This is a genomic window from Pseudomonas sp. 09C 129 (genome assembly GCF_002843625.1).
GTDB classification, from domain to species: Bacteria; Pseudomonadota; Gammaproteobacteria; order Pseudomonadales; family Pseudomonadaceae; genus Aquipseudomonas; species Aquipseudomonas chlororaphis.
Genome location: NZ_CP025261.1, coordinates 2,901,683 through 2,915,467, shown reverse-complemented (window position 1 = coordinate 2,915,467; position 13,785 = coordinate 2,901,683). Strand labels below are relative to the sequence as shown.

Annotated in this window: 15 protein-coding genes; 8 read left to right on the top strand and 7 right to left on the bottom strand. The window is 65.9% G+C overall.

Annotation, left to right across the window (positions count from 1 at the left end):
• Nucleotides 1-85: 85 nt before the first annotated feature.
• Together CXQ81_RS13255 and CXQ81_RS13250 are read left to right on the top strand one after the other, a co-directional pair.
• Nucleotides 86-760, top strand: coding sequence for a hypothetical protein (locus CXQ81_RS13255; protein WP_007932610.1), 675 nt, complete (start codon nucleotides 86-88; stop codon nucleotides 758-760).
• A gap of 189 nt (nucleotides 761-949) precedes the next feature.
• The gene (locus CXQ81_RS13250; protein ID WP_101337431.1) at nucleotides 950-2,005 is read left to right on the top strand and encodes a permease; all 1,056 of its coding nucleotides are present in this window, start codon (nucleotides 950-952) and stop codon (nucleotides 2,003-2,005) included.
• 130 nt (nucleotides 2,006-2,135) lie between these two features.
• On the opposite strand, the gene mnmH is transcribed toward CXQ81_RS13250, so the two are convergent.
• Together mnmH and selD are read right to left on the bottom strand one after the other, a co-directional pair.
• Nucleotides 2,136-3,239 (bottom strand): tRNA 2-selenouridine(34) synthase MnmH, encoded by a 1,104-nt coding sequence (mnmH, locus tag CXQ81_RS13245; protein ID WP_101337430.1) that lies wholly within the window; start codon nucleotides 3,237-3,239, stop codon nucleotides 2,136-2,138.
• Nucleotides 3,239-4,273, bottom strand: coding sequence for a selenide, water dikinase SelD (gene selD, locus CXQ81_RS13240; RefSeq protein ID WP_087088329.1), 1,035 nt, complete (start codon nucleotides 4,271-4,273; stop codon nucleotides 3,239-3,241). Before selD ends, mnmH begins: the two co-directional genes overlap by 1 nt.
• Before the next feature lie 422 nt (nucleotides 4,274-4,695).
• On the opposite strand from selD, the gene CXQ81_RS13235 reads away from it, so the two are divergent.
• Both CXQ81_RS13235 and CXQ81_RS13230 read left to right on the top strand, forming a co-directional pair.
• Nucleotides 4,696-5,652 carry a nucleoside-specific channel-forming protein Tsx gene (locus CXQ81_RS13235; RefSeq protein WP_101337429.1) on the top strand — a complete coding sequence of 319 codons (957 nt, stop codon included), beginning with the start codon at nucleotides 4,696-4,698 and terminating at the stop codon, nucleotides 5,650-5,652.
• A gap of 68 nt (nucleotides 5,653-5,720) precedes the next feature.
• Nucleotides 5,721-6,764: a purine nucleoside permease gene (locus CXQ81_RS13230; RefSeq protein WP_087088331.1), complete on the top strand. Its 1,044-nt coding sequence runs from the start codon at nucleotides 5,721-5,723 to the stop codon at nucleotides 6,762-6,764.
• Between the two features lie 225 nt (nucleotides 6,765-6,989).
• On the opposite strand, the gene CXQ81_RS13225 is transcribed toward CXQ81_RS13230, so the two are convergent.
• The 3 genes from CXQ81_RS13225 to CXQ81_RS13215 form a co-directional block, all read right to left on the bottom strand.
• Nucleotides 6,990-7,946: a zinc-binding alcohol dehydrogenase family protein gene (locus CXQ81_RS13225; protein ID WP_101337428.1), complete on the bottom strand. Its 957-nt coding sequence runs from the start codon at nucleotides 7,944-7,946 to the stop codon at nucleotides 6,990-6,992.
• Between the two features lie 43 nt (nucleotides 7,947-7,989).
• Nucleotides 7,990-8,163, bottom strand: a complete 174-nt coding sequence (locus CXQ81_RS13220; protein WP_007930748.1) for a DUF1427 family protein — start codon at nucleotides 8,161-8,163, stop codon at nucleotides 7,990-7,992.
• Nucleotides 8,164-8,564: 401 nt separating this feature from the next.
• Nucleotides 8,565-9,344, bottom strand: coding sequence for a helix-turn-helix transcriptional regulator (locus tag CXQ81_RS13215; RefSeq protein WP_101337427.1), 780 nt, complete (start codon nucleotides 9,342-9,344; stop codon nucleotides 8,565-8,567).
• 224 nt (nucleotides 9,345-9,568) lie between these two features.
• Here CXQ81_RS13215 and CXQ81_RS13210 point away from each other — a divergent pair, with 224 nt between their 5' ends.
• Complete coding sequence (locus tag CXQ81_RS13210; RefSeq protein ID WP_007930743.1) at nucleotides 9,569-9,796, top strand: DUF6555 family protein; 228 nt, start codon at nucleotides 9,569-9,571, stop codon at nucleotides 9,794-9,796.
• Nucleotides 9,797-9,946: 150 nt separating this feature from the next.
• Here CXQ81_RS13210 and CXQ81_RS13205 read toward each other — a convergent pair whose 3' ends face one another.
• Nucleotides 9,947-10,117 carry a metallothionein gene (locus tag CXQ81_RS13205; RefSeq protein ID WP_007930741.1) on the bottom strand — a complete coding sequence of 57 codons (171 nt, stop codon included), beginning with the start codon at nucleotides 10,115-10,117 and terminating at the stop codon, nucleotides 9,947-9,949.
• A gap of 103 nt (nucleotides 10,118-10,220) precedes the next feature.
• A complete protein-coding gene (glcC, locus tag CXQ81_RS13200; protein WP_053260496.1) occupies nucleotides 10,221-10,985 on the bottom strand; it encodes a transcriptional regulator GlcC in 765 nt (254 codons plus the stop codon).
• Between the two features lie 25 nt (nucleotides 10,986-11,010).
• Between glcC and CXQ81_RS13195 the strand changes: the two genes are divergently transcribed.
• From CXQ81_RS13195 to glcE, 3 genes are read left to right on the top strand one after another with little or no spacing between them, the layout of a single operon-like run.
• Complete coding sequence (locus tag CXQ81_RS13195) at nucleotides 11,011-11,190, top strand: hypothetical protein (protein ID WP_101337426.1); 180 nt, start codon at nucleotides 11,011-11,013, stop codon at nucleotides 11,188-11,190.
• A gap of 29 nt (nucleotides 11,191-11,219) precedes the next feature.
• Entirely contained in the window at nucleotides 11,220-12,719 is a 1,500-nt protein-coding gene (gene glcD / locus CXQ81_RS13190; RefSeq protein ID WP_101337425.1) for a glycolate oxidase subunit GlcD, read from the top strand.
• Nucleotides 12,719-13,783: a glycolate oxidase subunit GlcE gene (glcE, locus tag CXQ81_RS13185; RefSeq protein ID WP_101337424.1), complete on the top strand. Its 1,065-nt coding sequence runs from the start codon at nucleotides 12,719-12,721 to the stop codon at nucleotides 13,781-13,783. The genes glcD and glcE overlap by 1 nt, the downstream gene beginning before the upstream one ends.
• Nucleotides 13,784-13,785 lie beyond the last annotated feature (2 nt).

The following is a 13,785-nucleotide window of genomic DNA, read 5'->3' as shown; positions in this document are numbered from 1 at the left end:
ACGACAGGGAAAACCACGCGAAGCGGGAGCTCGCCGTGGAAAGGTTTGTCAGCCTTAACCGATTGCGCTGAAGTACCGACGATCCATGAAGAATCTGCTGAGTTTCACCCAACGCCTGCAACGCCGGTCCTACGTGTTCTTCCCGGCGCTGCTGCTGACCAGTGCGCTGCTGCTGTCGCTGGAGTCCAGCGAAAGTCGCGCCCAGCCGGTGGACGGCACCCAGACCCTGGTCTTTTTGCGCCACGCGGAAAAACCCGCCGGCGGCCTCGGCCAACTCAACTGCCAGGGCCTGAACCGCGCCATCGACCTGGCATCCCTGCTGCCGGAAAAATTCGGCAAGGCCAACTACGTGTTCGCCGCCAACCCGACGCGCAATGTCGAGGAAGGCGAGCTCGACAACTCCTACAGCTACATCCGCCCGCTGATGACCATCAGCCCCAGCGCCATCAAGCTCGGCCTGCCGGTGAACATCGAGTTCTCGGCCAACGACACCAGCGAGCTGGCCGACGAGCTGCTGCATGACCGCTATCACAACTCGATCATCTACACCGCCTGGTCCCACGGCTACCTGCCGGAGCTGATCAACAAGGTGGCGCGCGAAGCCGTCGGCGAAAAACGCACCATCACCGACGACTGGGCCTCCAACGATTTCGACTCGCTCTACGTGCTGACCCTGACCTGGCACAACGGCAAGGCCACCCTCGACAGCCGCAGCTACAAGCAGGGCCTGGATAACGGCGAGGAAAACTGCCCGACCTGATGCGTCCGGCTCCCAGCTCCTGTAGCCGCTGCCGAGCCCGCGAGGCTGCGACAGACCCGCAGGGTCTCCAGCCCCCCACGAGCGTGCCGCTCGATCGCAGCCTGCGGCAGCGGCTACAGCAAGTTCAGCACCGACCGGGCCGCTGCGCTAAGATTCGCGACCTAACGTCATTGCCCGGAATCACTGTTCATGTCCAGCCTTGCCCCTGCCAGCCCCATCCGGGGCTGGTCGTTCTGGTGGAAACCCGCCCTGTTCGTCCTGGTGGCGTGCGTCGGCCTCTACTTCGTCAAGTGGTCGCCCTACTACGCCAAGGCCTTTATCGCCGCCGACAGCCACAGCATCGGCGCCTCGATCATCAACGATCAGCCCTCCTCGCCTCTGAACGCCGCCCTGGCCTACGCCCAGGTGTATTTCCTGGCGATCTGGAAGGCCGCGGTTCTGGCGGTGATCCTCGGTTCGCTGCTGCAAGTGCTGATCCCGCGGGACTGGCTGCTGCGCCTGTTCGGCCGCGCCGGTTTCGGCTCGACTCTGCGCGGCGGGCTGTTCGCCCTGCCGGGCATGATGTGTTCCTGCTGCGCCGCGCCCGTGGCGGCGAGCATGCGCCGGCAGAATGTCTCGGTGGGCGCGGCGCTGGCCTTCTGGATCGCCAACCCGGTGCTCAACCCGGCGACCCTGGTGTTCATGGGCTTTGTCCTGGGCTGGGGTTTCACCGCGCTGCGGCTGGTGGCGGGCATCGTGCTGGTGCTGGGAGTGTCGCTGGTGGCCCAGCGCATTGCCCGTCCCGAGCAACTGCCGGAAGCGGCGGTGGAGGCCGTGGTCGAGGCCAGCACGGGCAATGAAGGTGCGTTCTTCAGCCGCTGGGCACGCAGCCTGTGGCAACTGTTCTGGAGCACCATTCCGATCTATGTGCTGGCGGTGCTGGTGCTGGGCGCGGCGCGGGTCTGGCTGTTCCCCCATGTCGAGGGCGCGATTGGCGACAGCCTGCTGTGGCTGGTGCCGCTGGCGATTGTCGGCACGCTGTTCGTGATTCCCACCGCCGCGGAAATCCCCATCGTGCAGACCATGATGACCCTGGGCATGGGCACCGGCCCGGCGGTGGCCTTGCTGATGACCCTGCCGAGCATCAGCCTGCCGTCGCTTTTGATGCTGCGCAAGGATTTCGACGCGCGGGTGCTGATGACCGTCGCCGGCCTGACCATGCTGATTGGCGTGGTGTGCGGGTTGATTGGCGCGGCGCTGTTGTAACCAGAAGTTCGATGGCGTCCGCCCGGACGCCATCGCGAGCAAGCTTCGCTCCTACAGAAGCATCTGCAGGAGCGGCCGGTCGACGCTCGATTGCCCGCGATGGGGCCAAAGGCCCCGCCCTTCTACCGACTCAACCGCGCTGACGAGCCCGTTCGCGCAAATACTCCAGCACCGCCGCCTGCTCGCCGACGAACTCGATGCGCGCGCCCTTGCTTTCGCGCTGGAAGGCATACATCGGGTCGTAATATTCCTTGAGCAAGCCTTCGATCCAGGCCCGGTGCAGGTCCACGCTGCCGTTGCGGGCCTGCTCGGCCAGGGCGGCCTCCAGCAGCTGGTACAGGCGCTGGTGACGCTCGCCCCCCAGGCGCTTGCGGATGTTGTTCAGGCTTTCCAGCAGGCGCTCGGAAAACCGCGCGAAACCGTCCTCGCCATGCACCGCGACGAACTCCGCGCACAGGTCGATCACGTAGTCGCGCAGGATCCGCTCGACCCGCCCCTCCAGGCCATCCTCCAGCCAGACCATGGGGAAACGCTGCATGCCCTGGTACAGCGGCAACGGCAAGGCGCAGCTGCCAATCATGCGGTTCTCGTCTTCCAGCACGAACCCGCCGATGCCGCGCTCGCGCTTTTTCAGGATGTCCACCGCCAGGCGGTTCTCGAAGTCGATGTTCGACGGCTGGCCGCTGGCGCGCTTGCCGAAACTGGAGCCGCGATGGTTGGCGTGGCCTTCCAGGTCCAGGCCGTTGGCCAGTTGGTTGAGCACCTCGGTCTTGCCGATGCCGGTCATGCCGCCGAGCAGGACAAAATCACACTCGGCCACCGCTCCTTCGAGGGTGTCGAGCAGGAAGGTACGCATGGCCTTGTAGCCGCCGCCGACCCGCGGGTAGTCGATGCCGGCCTCGTCCTTGAGCCACTGCTGGACGATCTGCGAACGCAGGCCGCCGCGGAAGCAGTACAGGTAGCCGTCGGGGTGGGCCCGGGCGAAGTCGGCCCAGGCCTGGATGCGCTCGGCCTTGATCGCCCCGGACACCAGCTGGTGCCCGAGGACGATCGCCGCCTGCTGGCCCTGCTGCTTGTAGCAGGTGCCGACCCGCTGTCGTTCGTGGTCGGTCATCAGCGGCAGGTTGACCACGCCGGGAAAGGCGCCCTTGCTGAATTCGACCGGCGCGCGGGTATCCATCATCGGCCGGTCGTTGAGGAAGATTTCGCGGTAGTCGGTGATATCGATGGGCATCAGATCACCTCGACCGCGTTGCTCTGTCGTTCCACCAGCTCACCGATCGGCGCCAGTTCCAGGCCCAGTTCGGCGGCCAGCGCGAGGAAGGCCGCATTGCCTTCCGGGGTGACAGCGATCAACAGCCCGCCACTGGTCTGCGGGTCGCACAGCACCAGCTTGTGCAGGGCCTGGATACGCCCGAGCTTGTCGGCGTAGCTGTCGAAATTGCGCTGGGTGCCGCCCGGTATGCAGCCCTGGTCCAGGTAGTACTCGACCCCGGGCAGGCGCGGCACGCGATCGTAGTGAATGCGCGCGGTCAGGTTGCTGCCGTCGGCCATTTCCACCAGGTGCCCGAGCAGGCCGAAACCGGTGACGTCGGTCATCGCGGTCACGCCGTCGAGCTTGCCGAAGCGGCTGCCGGGTTTGTTCAGGGTGCACATCCAGTCGCGGGCCAGGCCGACGTCGGCGCTGCGCAACTTGCCCTTCTTCTCGGCCGTGGTCAGCACGCCGATGCCCAGGGGCTTGGTCAGGTACAGCAGGCAACCGGCGGTGGCGGTGTCGTTGCGCTTCATATGGCGCTTTTCCACCAGGCCGGTCACGGCCAGGCCGAAGATCGGCTCCGGGGCGTCGATCGAATGGCCGCCGGCCAGGGGGATGCCGGCCGCGTCGCACACCGCGCGGCCGCCGCGAATCACCTCGCGGGCGATTTCCGGTGCCAGCACGTTCACCGGCCAGCCGAGAATGGCGATGGCCATCAACGGGTCGCCGCCCATGGCGTAGATGTCGCTGATGGCGTTAGTTGCGGCGATGCGCCCGAAATCGAACGGGTCGTCGACGATCGGCATGAAAAAGTCGGTGGTCGAGACCACGCCGCGCTCTTCGTCTATGGCGTACACCGCCGCATCGTCGCGCGAGGCGTTACCGACCCAGAGTTTCGGGTCGAGGTTCTGCGCGCCGCTGCCGGCCAGAATCACCTCCAGGACCTGGGGAGAAATCTTGCAACCGCAACCCGCGCCGTGGCTGTACTGGGTCAGGCGAATCGGCTCGCTCATGGGGCACCTCTGGAAGTCGTGGAGCGGCGATTCTAGCAGAGCGACCCGAGCAGAACGTCAAGCACCCTTCCCTGCACTGCAGAACCAGCATCGAACGAACGCAGCCAGATAGTCAGCGAATATTCGACCCGAGGCCGCGAAGGTCGTTGGTTGCCATCACCTCGATGATTGAACGAGGGCGCATCGGCCCTGTGCCAGGCGCCAGCGCCTTCGCCCTTTCTTCGCGCACAACGCCCAGGCGCTGTGCAACGTTCTGACCGAAAAGACAGCTTATGGGTAGGTTTCACCTTTATTTCAATCAGATACTTCAAGTTGGTACAGCATATGCAAACGTTTGCGAGGTCAGCCTTCGAGAGCTTTCGCCGCCAGTTCGGCCAGGCCGGGCCACTCGGGCTTCAGAACCGCACGAACAGGGATTTTCAATGCACGTACCTTTCACCCCCTCCGCGTCCCGCCACACCTTGGTTGTTTCCTTGCTACTAAGCGCCGTTACAGGACTACTCAGCGCTACCGCCCAGGCCGAGGAAAAAACCCTCGACGACTCGGCCCAGGGCGAGAGCCTGAGCCCCGCCGCTGCGCCGGCGCAACCAGGCCCCTACCTGTCGGACTGGTACAACCAGGACCTGACTCTGATCGGCAGCAAGGACATCAGTTTCGGCCCGCAGCCGGCCGACGATATCTACCTGGAGTACGAGTACTTCGGTCGCAAGGGGCCGTTCGAGCTGTACGGCTACATCGATATCCCGAAGATCTTCAACATCGGCAACAGCCACGACAAAGGCGTGTGGGACCACGGCTCGCCGGTGTTCATGGAGCACGAGCCGCGGATCTCCATCGACTATCTGGCCGGACGCAGCCTGGCCATCGGCCCGTTCAAGGAGTGGTATGTGGCCTTCGACTGGATCTACGACCACGGCAGCAACAGCGCCAACCGCGCCAATACCCTGTACAGCGGTCTGGGCACCGACATCGACACCCATTCGCGGGTCAACCTGTCGGCCAACTTCTACGGGCGCTACCAGTGGGAAAACTACGGCGCCAGCAATGAATATTCCTGGGACGGCTACCGCGCCCAGCTCAAGTACATCGTGCCCATCAGCAAGTTCGGCAACGGCGCGTCGCTGACCTATATCGGCTTCACCAACTTCGATTTCGGCTCGGACCTGCACAAGGACAACCCGGCCCGTACGGCCAACGCCACGGTGGCCACCAACGTATTGCTGTATTCCTTTACCCACCTGCGGTTCACCCTGGTCGGCCGTTACTTCCACAATGGCGGCAACTGGCAGGACGGCAGCGAGCTGAATTTCGGCGATGGCGATTTCCGCGCCCGGTCCAATGGCTGGGGTTACTACGCCGGCATCGGTTATCAATTTTAAGAGCAGCTGCAAGCTGCAAGCTGCAAGCTGCAAGCTGCAAGCTGCAAGTCAAGAAGCATGGAGGTTTTATGAATGTGATGACCCGTCTGTCCCTGTCGGTTGGTCTGGCTGCCGGAACTCTGCTGTCCTGCGGCGCCTGGGCGAGCGAAACGGCTGCGGCACCGATCAAACCCAAGGTGATGCTGATCACCATGTTCGCCCCCGAGGCCCAGCACTGGATCGAGCGCCTGGAGCTGAAGCAGGAAGTGCGCGTACCCGGCCTGTCGGCGGAGTACCCGGCGATTCGTTGCAACACCAGGGACGTCTGCCTGCTGGTCACCGGCATGGGCCAGACCAACGCCGCGGCCTCGACCCTGGCACTGGCGCTGTCGCCGAAATTCGACCTGCGCAAAAGCTACTTCCTGGTCGCCGGGATCGCCGGCATCAGCCCTAAACACGGGACCATCGGCACCACTGCCTGGGCCCATTACCTGGTGGAATTCGGTACCCAGTGGGAACTGGATTCGCGGGACGCGCCCAAGGACTGGCCGACCGGCTACCTGGGCATCAATACCAAAGGCCCGAACGAGAAACCGCCGCTGGACTACAAGACCGAAGTCTTCGAGCTCAACCCGAAACTGCAGGCCAAGGCCTTCGCCCTGTCGCGTCGGGTAAGCCTGAGCGAAAGCAAGGAATCGGCGGCCTGGCGCCTCAAGTACCCGGCGGCCCCGGCCAACCAGCCGCCGGTGGTGACCCAGTGCGACACCCTGGCGGGCAACACCTGGTTCTCCGGCACGCGCCTGAGCGAGCGGGCCGAGGTCTGGACCCGCCTGCTGACCGACAACAAGGGCGAGTACTGCACCACCCAGCAGGAAGACAACTCGACCTACGAGGCCCTGCTGCGCGCCAGCCGCGAAGGCCGGGTGGACGTGCAGCGGCTGGCGGTGGTCCGCGCCGGCTCCGACTTCGACCGCCCCGAGCCGGGCGGCAGCGAGGTCGACAACCTGCTCAAGTACGCCGACCAGGGCGGTTTCGTCCCGGCCCTGGAAAACCTCTATCGCACCGGCAACCCGCTGGTGCAGGACATCCTGAAGAACTGGTCGGCGTGGGAGAAAGGCGTGCCGGGGGCGTAGTGAAACCGCCTGCGACTTTGGTTATGGGGTTGTCTGGGCTGACGCCCTCGCAAGCAAGGCCCCAGGCACGACACAGCCCCAACCTGTAGCCGCTGCCGCAGGCTGCGATAGGTCCGCAGGACCTCAGCGAACGCAAGATCGCCGCGCCCCTTCGGGGCGATCGCAGCCTTCGGCAGCGGCTACAACAAGCCACGCCAATCCTCTGCCCCGCACAAGACCCCGCCCTTACGGCAGCAAAATCACCTTCTCGCCGCTGCCCTTGTTCACCTCGTGATAACGCTCGACGCCCTGCTCCAGCGGCGATTCGAACAGCCCCTGCGGCAACGGTAACAGCCCCTCATCGAAGAACCGGCCGAACTGCTCGAGCATGGCCGCGCAGGCCTGCACGCCGTACAGCAACGAGTTGATCCCGACCACCGAACCGCCCTTGCGATACAGGCCCAGGGCCGGCAGTTGCACATGACCGTCCACCGGCGCGGCGATGATGGCGATGCGGCCGAACGGCGCCAGGGCCGCGACCGAGGCCGGCAGCCAGAAACCGGTGGTGTCGAAGACCACCTCGGCGCCGCCGGCGAACACCTCGTTGACCTGCGCCCCGAGGTCTTCCGGCTGGTCCAGTTGCACAGTCTGGAACCCCTGCGCCTGCAAGGCCTTGACCTGCTCCGGGCGCCGCGCGGCGGCCAGCAGCCGGGCTCCGCGAACCTTCGCCAGGGCCAGGGCGGCGCTGCCCACCGCCCCGCCGCCAATCACCAACAAAGTGGTGCCGGCGCTTACCCCGCTGCGTTCCAAGGCATCCCAGGCAGTGGTGTAAGGCACGCCCAGGCTGGCGGCCTGGGCGAAGCTCAGCTGCGCCGGCTTGTGCGCCACGCCCTTGGCCGACAGCGCCACGTACTGGGCATGGGAGCCGTCCGCATAGAACCCCAGCTCCTTGCCGGTGCCCCAGACCTCCTGCCCCACCCACTCCTGCGGCCCCTCCACCACCACCCCGGCAAAGTCCCGCCCGGGAATGCGCGGCAAGGTGGTGTAGGGAAAACGTCCGAGCACATTTTTCACGTCGCTGGGGTTGAGGCCGGCGGCCTTGATCCGCACCAGCACCTGATCGGCGGCCGGCACCGGGGTCGGCACCTCGACGTAGTGCAGCGACGACAGATCGCCGGTCTTGGAAAATTGCAGGGCGTGCATAAGCACCTCCATGGACAGGAACACATAAAAGAATCGAAAGGCCTCAGGACAACCAGTTGCTCACCAGCTGCCGGCCCATGGGCCACAGCTGTTCGCCGGCGAGCATGCCGAGCAGCCCGACCAGGGCGATGGCCGGCGGCGCCGGCGAACGAAAATTCAGCGCGCCATAAAGCAGGCCGACGCCGAGACCGATGGCCAGGGAGATGAGGTAATGCATGACGAACTCCAGGCAGTGCGCCGCGCCTCGGCGGCGGTGATTGGGCATGCCGGGAGTCTAGGGAACGCCGAACCGGGCAACCGGCCAAGCACTTCAGGATTTCGGCCAATCTGTGGGTATGAACGAGTAAGAGCGAAGCCTGGCTGCGATGGCCCCGACGTGGAATGTCTGGCATACCGCGTTATCGTTCATCGCGAGCAAGCTTCGCTCCTACGGGATTGCAGCGCCCACACACAATGGATGCCTGTCCGCCAAGCCCCCGTAGCCGCTGCCGAGCCGCGCGAGGCTGCGATCGACTGCGCAGCAGGCGCAAAGCCTGAGAATGCAGTGGGTCTGGATAAACGCGGTGGCCCGATCGCAGCCTCGCAGAGCTCGGCAGCGGCTACAGGGATGACAGGCACTCAGGCGCGGGCTTCGCCGGCCGCGTATTGCGACGGGGCCAGCCCCAGCTCGCGGCGGAACATGTCGCTGAAGCTGCCGGGGGAATACCCCAGCTCACGGGCGATAGTGCCGACCGGCACGCCCTGGATCAGCTCGGCGGCGGCCGTGGCCAGTTGCACCTGGCGGCGCCACTCGGCGAAGCCCATGCCCAGGCCGTCCTTGAACAGCCGCGCCAGGGTGCGCACGCTGGCGCCCGCCGCCTCGGCGTGGCATTCGAAGGGAATGTCCAGGGAAGGCGCGGCCATCACCGCCTGGCAGAGGCTGATCAGGCGCCGGTCGGAACTGTCCGGCAGGACGATCTTCAGCTGCGAGCGCCGGGCGCGCTTGAGCTCCAGCAGGGCCAGGCCCACCAGCGCGTCGTAGTACTCCGGCTGCGGCGCGCCGTCATGCTCCACCAGGCGCACGATCAGCTCGCGCAGCAGGTTGTCCACCTGCAACACCTGCACCTGGCTGTCGAGGGTCGCCGCCAGGCACGGGCGCAGATAGATATTGCGCATCTGCAGGTCGGTGACCACGCGGATCCCGTGGGGCACGCCCGGCGGCAGCCACACCGCCCGTTGCGGCGGCACCACCAGCGCCTCGTTCGGCGTCTCGACCCACATCACCCCGCTCATGGCGTACAGCAGTTGCCCCCAGGCGTGTTCGTGGGGCTCGATGAACAGGCCACGCGGATAGGTGCGCGCCAGGGGTTGCACCGGTACGTCGGTGTCGCTGAGGTCGGGAGGTGCGGCAAGGGCCATGGCCGGGCATCGTCGTCAAGCAAGGGGAGCCCATGGTAACCCCGCCGATCCGCCTGGAAAACCGCGAGGAAACATCCGAACGGGCGCCGCAGCGACAGGCAATAAGCCGTTCGAATGCTTGCCCGACTACTGCTCGACCGTTGATACCCTTGCTCGACAATCCGAGTGAATTTTTCCCTGCCCGCGCGGGTCACTAAACCATCACAGGGAGGATTGATAGCTCTATGAACAACGCAAAACTTTTCGTCATCGAATACACCCTGCACGGCACCCCCAAGTCCTTCATCATCCGCTCGGAGAAGATGGACAACGCCGAGGCGTGGCACTGGGCAAGCTGCGACGCCGGTGTCGGCCGCATCGGCCGCTTCGGCCTGGAACGGGTGAAAAAGACCAGCAAGCCCCTGGCGGAAAAATTCGGTATCGAGAACGTCACCTGGCGACCGTCGACCTGAGCCAAGCGAGGTCGATACCTTGTGCGGCGTGCGCTGCCAAAGCCACCGGCCAGCCGCCTGGCCAGCGAAACCGGTACCTGCACCTGCGCAATTGAAAGTGGAGCCACGACAGGCTCCACTGTTTTTTCGCCCCGCCACTGTTGCAGCACGTCAGTGATGCGCGCCCTTGGCGCAATCGCAGCCTTCGGTGGAGGCGCAGGGTTCGCCGTTGGCGTGGTGGCTGGCGCAGGCCTGGCAGCAGTAGTGCTTGCCGTGACGCACAATGGCATGGGCGCCGACCTTGCAGGTGCAGCCCGGACAGGCACAAGTCTCGTTGGACATAAGGTGACTCCTTTGTGGTGGTCGTCGACGACGCGGATGTTGCCGCGTCTCTAGCAGTGTAGTAACTGCCCATCGCCGCCATTGGCCCCTGGTCGCGGCGGCTTCAGTTCCAGCCTTCCAGGCGCAAGGTCGCCCGCACCAGGCGCTGCTCCTCGTTTTCGATCTCCCGCAGGTTGTCGCAGAGGCCCTGGATATGCGCGATGGCGGCCTTGCGCGCCTGCTCCGGCAGGCGGCCGGTGACGGCGTTGTAGAGCCGCGCGTGCTGGCGGTCGATCTGGCGCTTCTGCGCCTGGCGGTGGTAGAGGTTGTTGACCGAGGCGAACACCGAATTGAGCAGCAGGTCGGTCAACGAACGCAGGGTCTGCACCAGCACCGGGTTGTGCGAAGCCTCGCAGATCGCCAGGTGGAAAGCGTGATCCAGGCGCGCGTGGGCCGAGGCATCAAGGGCCTGGTCGTGGGCGTCCAGCAGCGCCTGGTAAGCACGGCCGATCAGCACGAAATCGGCCTCGGTGCCGCGCAACGCTGCCAGCCGCGCCGACTCGCCTTCCAGCAGGCTGCGCACTTCGAACAGGTCGTAGAGGGTGCGCGGCTGGGAACTGAACAGGTGCATCAGCGCCGAGGTCGTACCCTGCCCCGACAGTTGGGCGACAAACGAGCCCTTGCCCTGTTCGGTTTCGATGATGCCCCGCGCCCGCAGCAGCTTCAGGCCCTCGCGCAACGCCGTGCGCGACACCCCGAGTTTTTCCGTCAGGCGCCGCTCCGAGGGCAGCAGTTGGCCGGTCTTCAGTACGCCGTCGACGATCAGGCGCTCGATGCGTTCACACACCACATCCGCCACCTGGTGCCGGCCCGAATCGCTCCTGTGCATGCGCCCTCCACTGGTATGACCAGCTGTGAAGAAAAAACCCGATCAAGCGGACCGCCATGCCATCCTGCTGATATATCTGGCTTTTTATAAAAAACCCGGCATCGACGACAAAACAAACTGGTTCGACCAGCGCTCGGCCCCGTGGACAGTAAGGCCAGCCGGGCCAATGATGCAACTGAGCGGCCTGCCCCTGCCGGCCGCCTAATAAAAACAACTCAGGGTCGTCAGCCACCCATGAATATCCTCTACGACGAACGCGTCGACGGCGCGCTGCCCAGCGTCGATAAAGCGGCATTGCTCGAAGTACTGCGCCAGCGCCTGCCCGACCTCGACCTGCTGCACCAGACGGAAGACCTCAAGCCCTACGAATGCGACGGCCTCTCGGCCTATCGCACCACACCGATGCTGGTGGCCCTGCCGCGGCATATCGAGCAGGTGCAGGAACTGCTGCGGATCTGCCATGAGCGGCGCGTGCCAGTGGTCGCCCGCGGTGCCGGCACCGGCCTCTCCGGCGGCGCCCTGCCCCTGGAACAAGGCGTACTGCTGGTGATGGCGCGCTTCAACCAGATCCTGCATATCGACCCCGCCGCCCGCACCGCGCGGGTCCAGCCCGGGGTGCGCAACCTGGCGATCTCCCAGGCCGCCGCGCCGTTCGGCCTGTACTACGCCCCCGACCCGTCCTCGCAGATCGCCTGCTCGATCGGCGGCAACGTCGCGGAAAACGCCGGCGGCGTGCACTGCCTGAAATACGGCCTGACCGTGCACAACCTGCTCAAGGTGGAGATCCTCAGCGTCGAAGGCGAACGCCTGACCCTGGGCAGCGACGCCCTGGACGCGCCGGGCTTCGACCTGCTGGCGTTGTTCACCGGCTCCGAAGGCCTGCTCGGGATCATCACCGAAGTCACGGTCAAGCTGCTGCCCAAGCCGCAACTGGCCAAGGTGCTGCTGGCGGCCTTCGACTCGGTGGAAAAAGCCGGCCGCGCGGTGGCCGATATCATCGCCGCCGGCATCATCCCCGGCGGCCTGGAAATGATGGACAACCTGGCGCTCCGCGCCGCCGAGGACTTCATTCACGCCGGTTACCCGGTGGACGCCGAGGCCATCCTGCTGTGCGAGCTGGACGGTGTCGAAGCCGATGTCCACGACGACTGCGACCGGGTCCGCGCGGTGCTCGAACGGGCCGGCGCCACTGAGGTCCGCCAGGCCCGCGACGAAGCCGAACGGGTACGTTTCTGGGCCGGGCGCAAGAACGCCTTCCCGGCGGTAGGCCGGCTGTCGCCGGACTACTACTGCATGGACGGCACCATTCCGCGCCGCGCACTGCCGGGGGTGCTCAAGGCCATCGCCGCGCTGGCCGCCGAATACCAGCTGCGGGTGGCCAATGTGTTCCATGCCGGCGACGGCAACATGCACCCGTTGATCCTGTTCGACGCCAACCAACCCGGCGAACTGGACCGCGCCGAAGCCCTGGGCGGCAGGATCCTCGAGCTATGCGTGGCGGTCGGCGGCAGCATCACCGGCGAACACGGGGTCGGCCGGGAGAAAATCAACCAGATGTGCGCCCAGTTCAACAGCGACGAGCTGACCCTGTTCCACGCGGTCAAGGCGGCCTTCGACCCCGGTGGCCTGCTCAACCCCGGCAAGAACATCCCGACCCTGCACCGCTGCGCCGAATTCGGCGCCATGCATGTGCACGCCGGGCAACTGCCCTTCCCCGAGCTGGAGCGTTTCTGATGACGGCACACGCGGATAACGACGCCAGCGGCGAACTGCTGGAACAGGTCGGGCAGGCGCTGGCCGGCAATACCCCGCTGCTGATCCAGGGCGGCAACAGCAAGGCCTTTCTCGGGCGGATGAGCGCTGGAGAAGTGCTCGACACCCGCGGCCATCGCGGCATCGTCAGCTACGACCCCACCGAGCTGGTGGTGACCGTTCGCGCCGGCACGCCGCTTGCAGAACTGCTGGCCACGCTGGACGCCGCCGGGCAAATGCTGGCCTGCGAACCGCCGGCCTTCGGCGACGGCGCCACGGTCGGCGGCATGGTCGCCACCGGCTTGTCCGGCCCGCGGCGACCCTGGGCTGGCTCGGTGCGCGACTTCGTCCTCGGCAGCCGGGTGATCACCGGCACCGGCAAGCTGTTGCGTTTTGGCGGCGAGGTGATGAAAAACGTCGCCGGCTACGACTTCTCGCGCTTGCTGGTGGGCAGCTACGGTTGCCTGGGGGTGCTCACCGAGGTGTCGCTCAAGGTCCTGCCCAAACCCCGCCAGTGCCTCAGCCTGAGCCTGGAAATAGACAGCGCCAAGGCCCTGGCCCGCCTCGCCGACTGGGGCCAGCAACCGCTGCCCATCAGCGCCGCCAGCCATGACGGCCAGCGCCTGCACCTGCGCCTGGAGGGCGGCGAAGGCTCGGTGGCCGCGGCCCGCGACCGCCTGGGTGGCGAGCCGTTGGCGGCCGATTACTGGGCCAACCTCAACGAACAACGGCTGGCATTCTTCGACGAAGGCCTGCCGCTGTGGCGCCTGTCGCTGCCCAATAACACGGGACTTCTGGAACTGCCCGGCCAGCAGTTAATAGATTGGGCCGGCGCCCAGCGCTGGCTGAAATCCGCGGCGCCCGCGGAGCGCATCCGCGACCTCGCCAGCCGCGTCGGCGGCCATGCCACCTGCTACAGCCACGGCCTGGTGGACAGCCCGTTCCAGCCGCTGCCGGCGGTGCTGTTGCGCTACCACCGCCAGCTCAAGGCGCAACTGGACCCGCAAGGGATCTTCAACCCCGGCCGGCTCTACGCCGAGCTCTGAAC

Bases quoted from the DNA above. Each gene is read 5' to 3' on its own strand.
- CXQ81_RS13210 (WP_007930743.1), top strand. From the start codon at position 9,569: ATGAACAACGCAAAACTTTTCGTCATCGAATACACCCTGCACGGCACC.
- CXQ81_RS13220 (WP_007930748.1), bottom strand. From the start codon at position 8,163: ATGCATTACCTCATCTCCCTGGCCATCGGTCTCGGCGTCGGCCTGCTT.
- CXQ81_RS13250 (WP_101337431.1), top strand. From the start codon at position 950: ATGTCCAGCCTTGCCCCTGCCAGCCCCATCCGGGGCTGGTCGTTCTGG.
- CXQ81_RS13230 (WP_087088331.1), top strand. From the start codon at position 5,721: ATGAATGTGATGACCCGTCTGTCCCTGTCGGTTGGTCTGGCTGCCGGA.
- CXQ81_RS13235 (WP_101337429.1), top strand. From the start codon at position 4,696: ATGCACGTACCTTTCACCCCCTCCGCGTCCCGCCACACCTTGGTTGTT.
- CXQ81_RS13205 (WP_007930741.1), bottom strand. From the start codon at position 10,117: ATGTCCAACGAGACTTGTGCCTGTCCGGGCTGCACCTGCAAGGTCGGC.
- glcE (WP_101337424.1), top strand. From the start codon at position 12,719: ATGACGGCACACGCGGATAACGACGCCAGCGGCGAACTGCTGGAACAG.
- glcD (WP_101337425.1), top strand. From the start codon at position 11,220: ATGAATATCCTCTACGACGAACGCGTCGACGGCGCGCTGCCCAGCGTC.
- mnmH (WP_101337430.1), bottom strand. From the start codon at position 3,239: ATGCCCATCGATATCACCGACTACCGCGAAATCTTCCTCAACGACCGG.
- selD (WP_087088329.1), bottom strand. From the start codon at position 4,273: ATGAGCGAGCCGATTCGCCTGACCCAGTACAGCCACGGCGCGGGTTGC.
- CXQ81_RS13215 (WP_101337427.1), bottom strand. From the start codon at position 9,344: ATGGCCCTTGCCGCACCTCCCGACCTCAGCGACACCGACGTACCGGTG.
- CXQ81_RS13255 (WP_007932610.1), top strand. From the start codon at position 86: ATGAAGAATCTGCTGAGTTTCACCCAACGCCTGCAACGCCGGTCCTAC.
- CXQ81_RS13225 (WP_101337428.1), bottom strand. From the start codon at position 7,946: ATGCACGCCCTGCAATTTTCCAAGACCGGCGATCTGTCGTCGCTGCAC.
- glcC (WP_053260496.1), bottom strand. From the start codon at position 10,985: ATGCACAGGAGCGATTCGGGCCGGCACCAGGTGGCGGATGTGGTGTGT.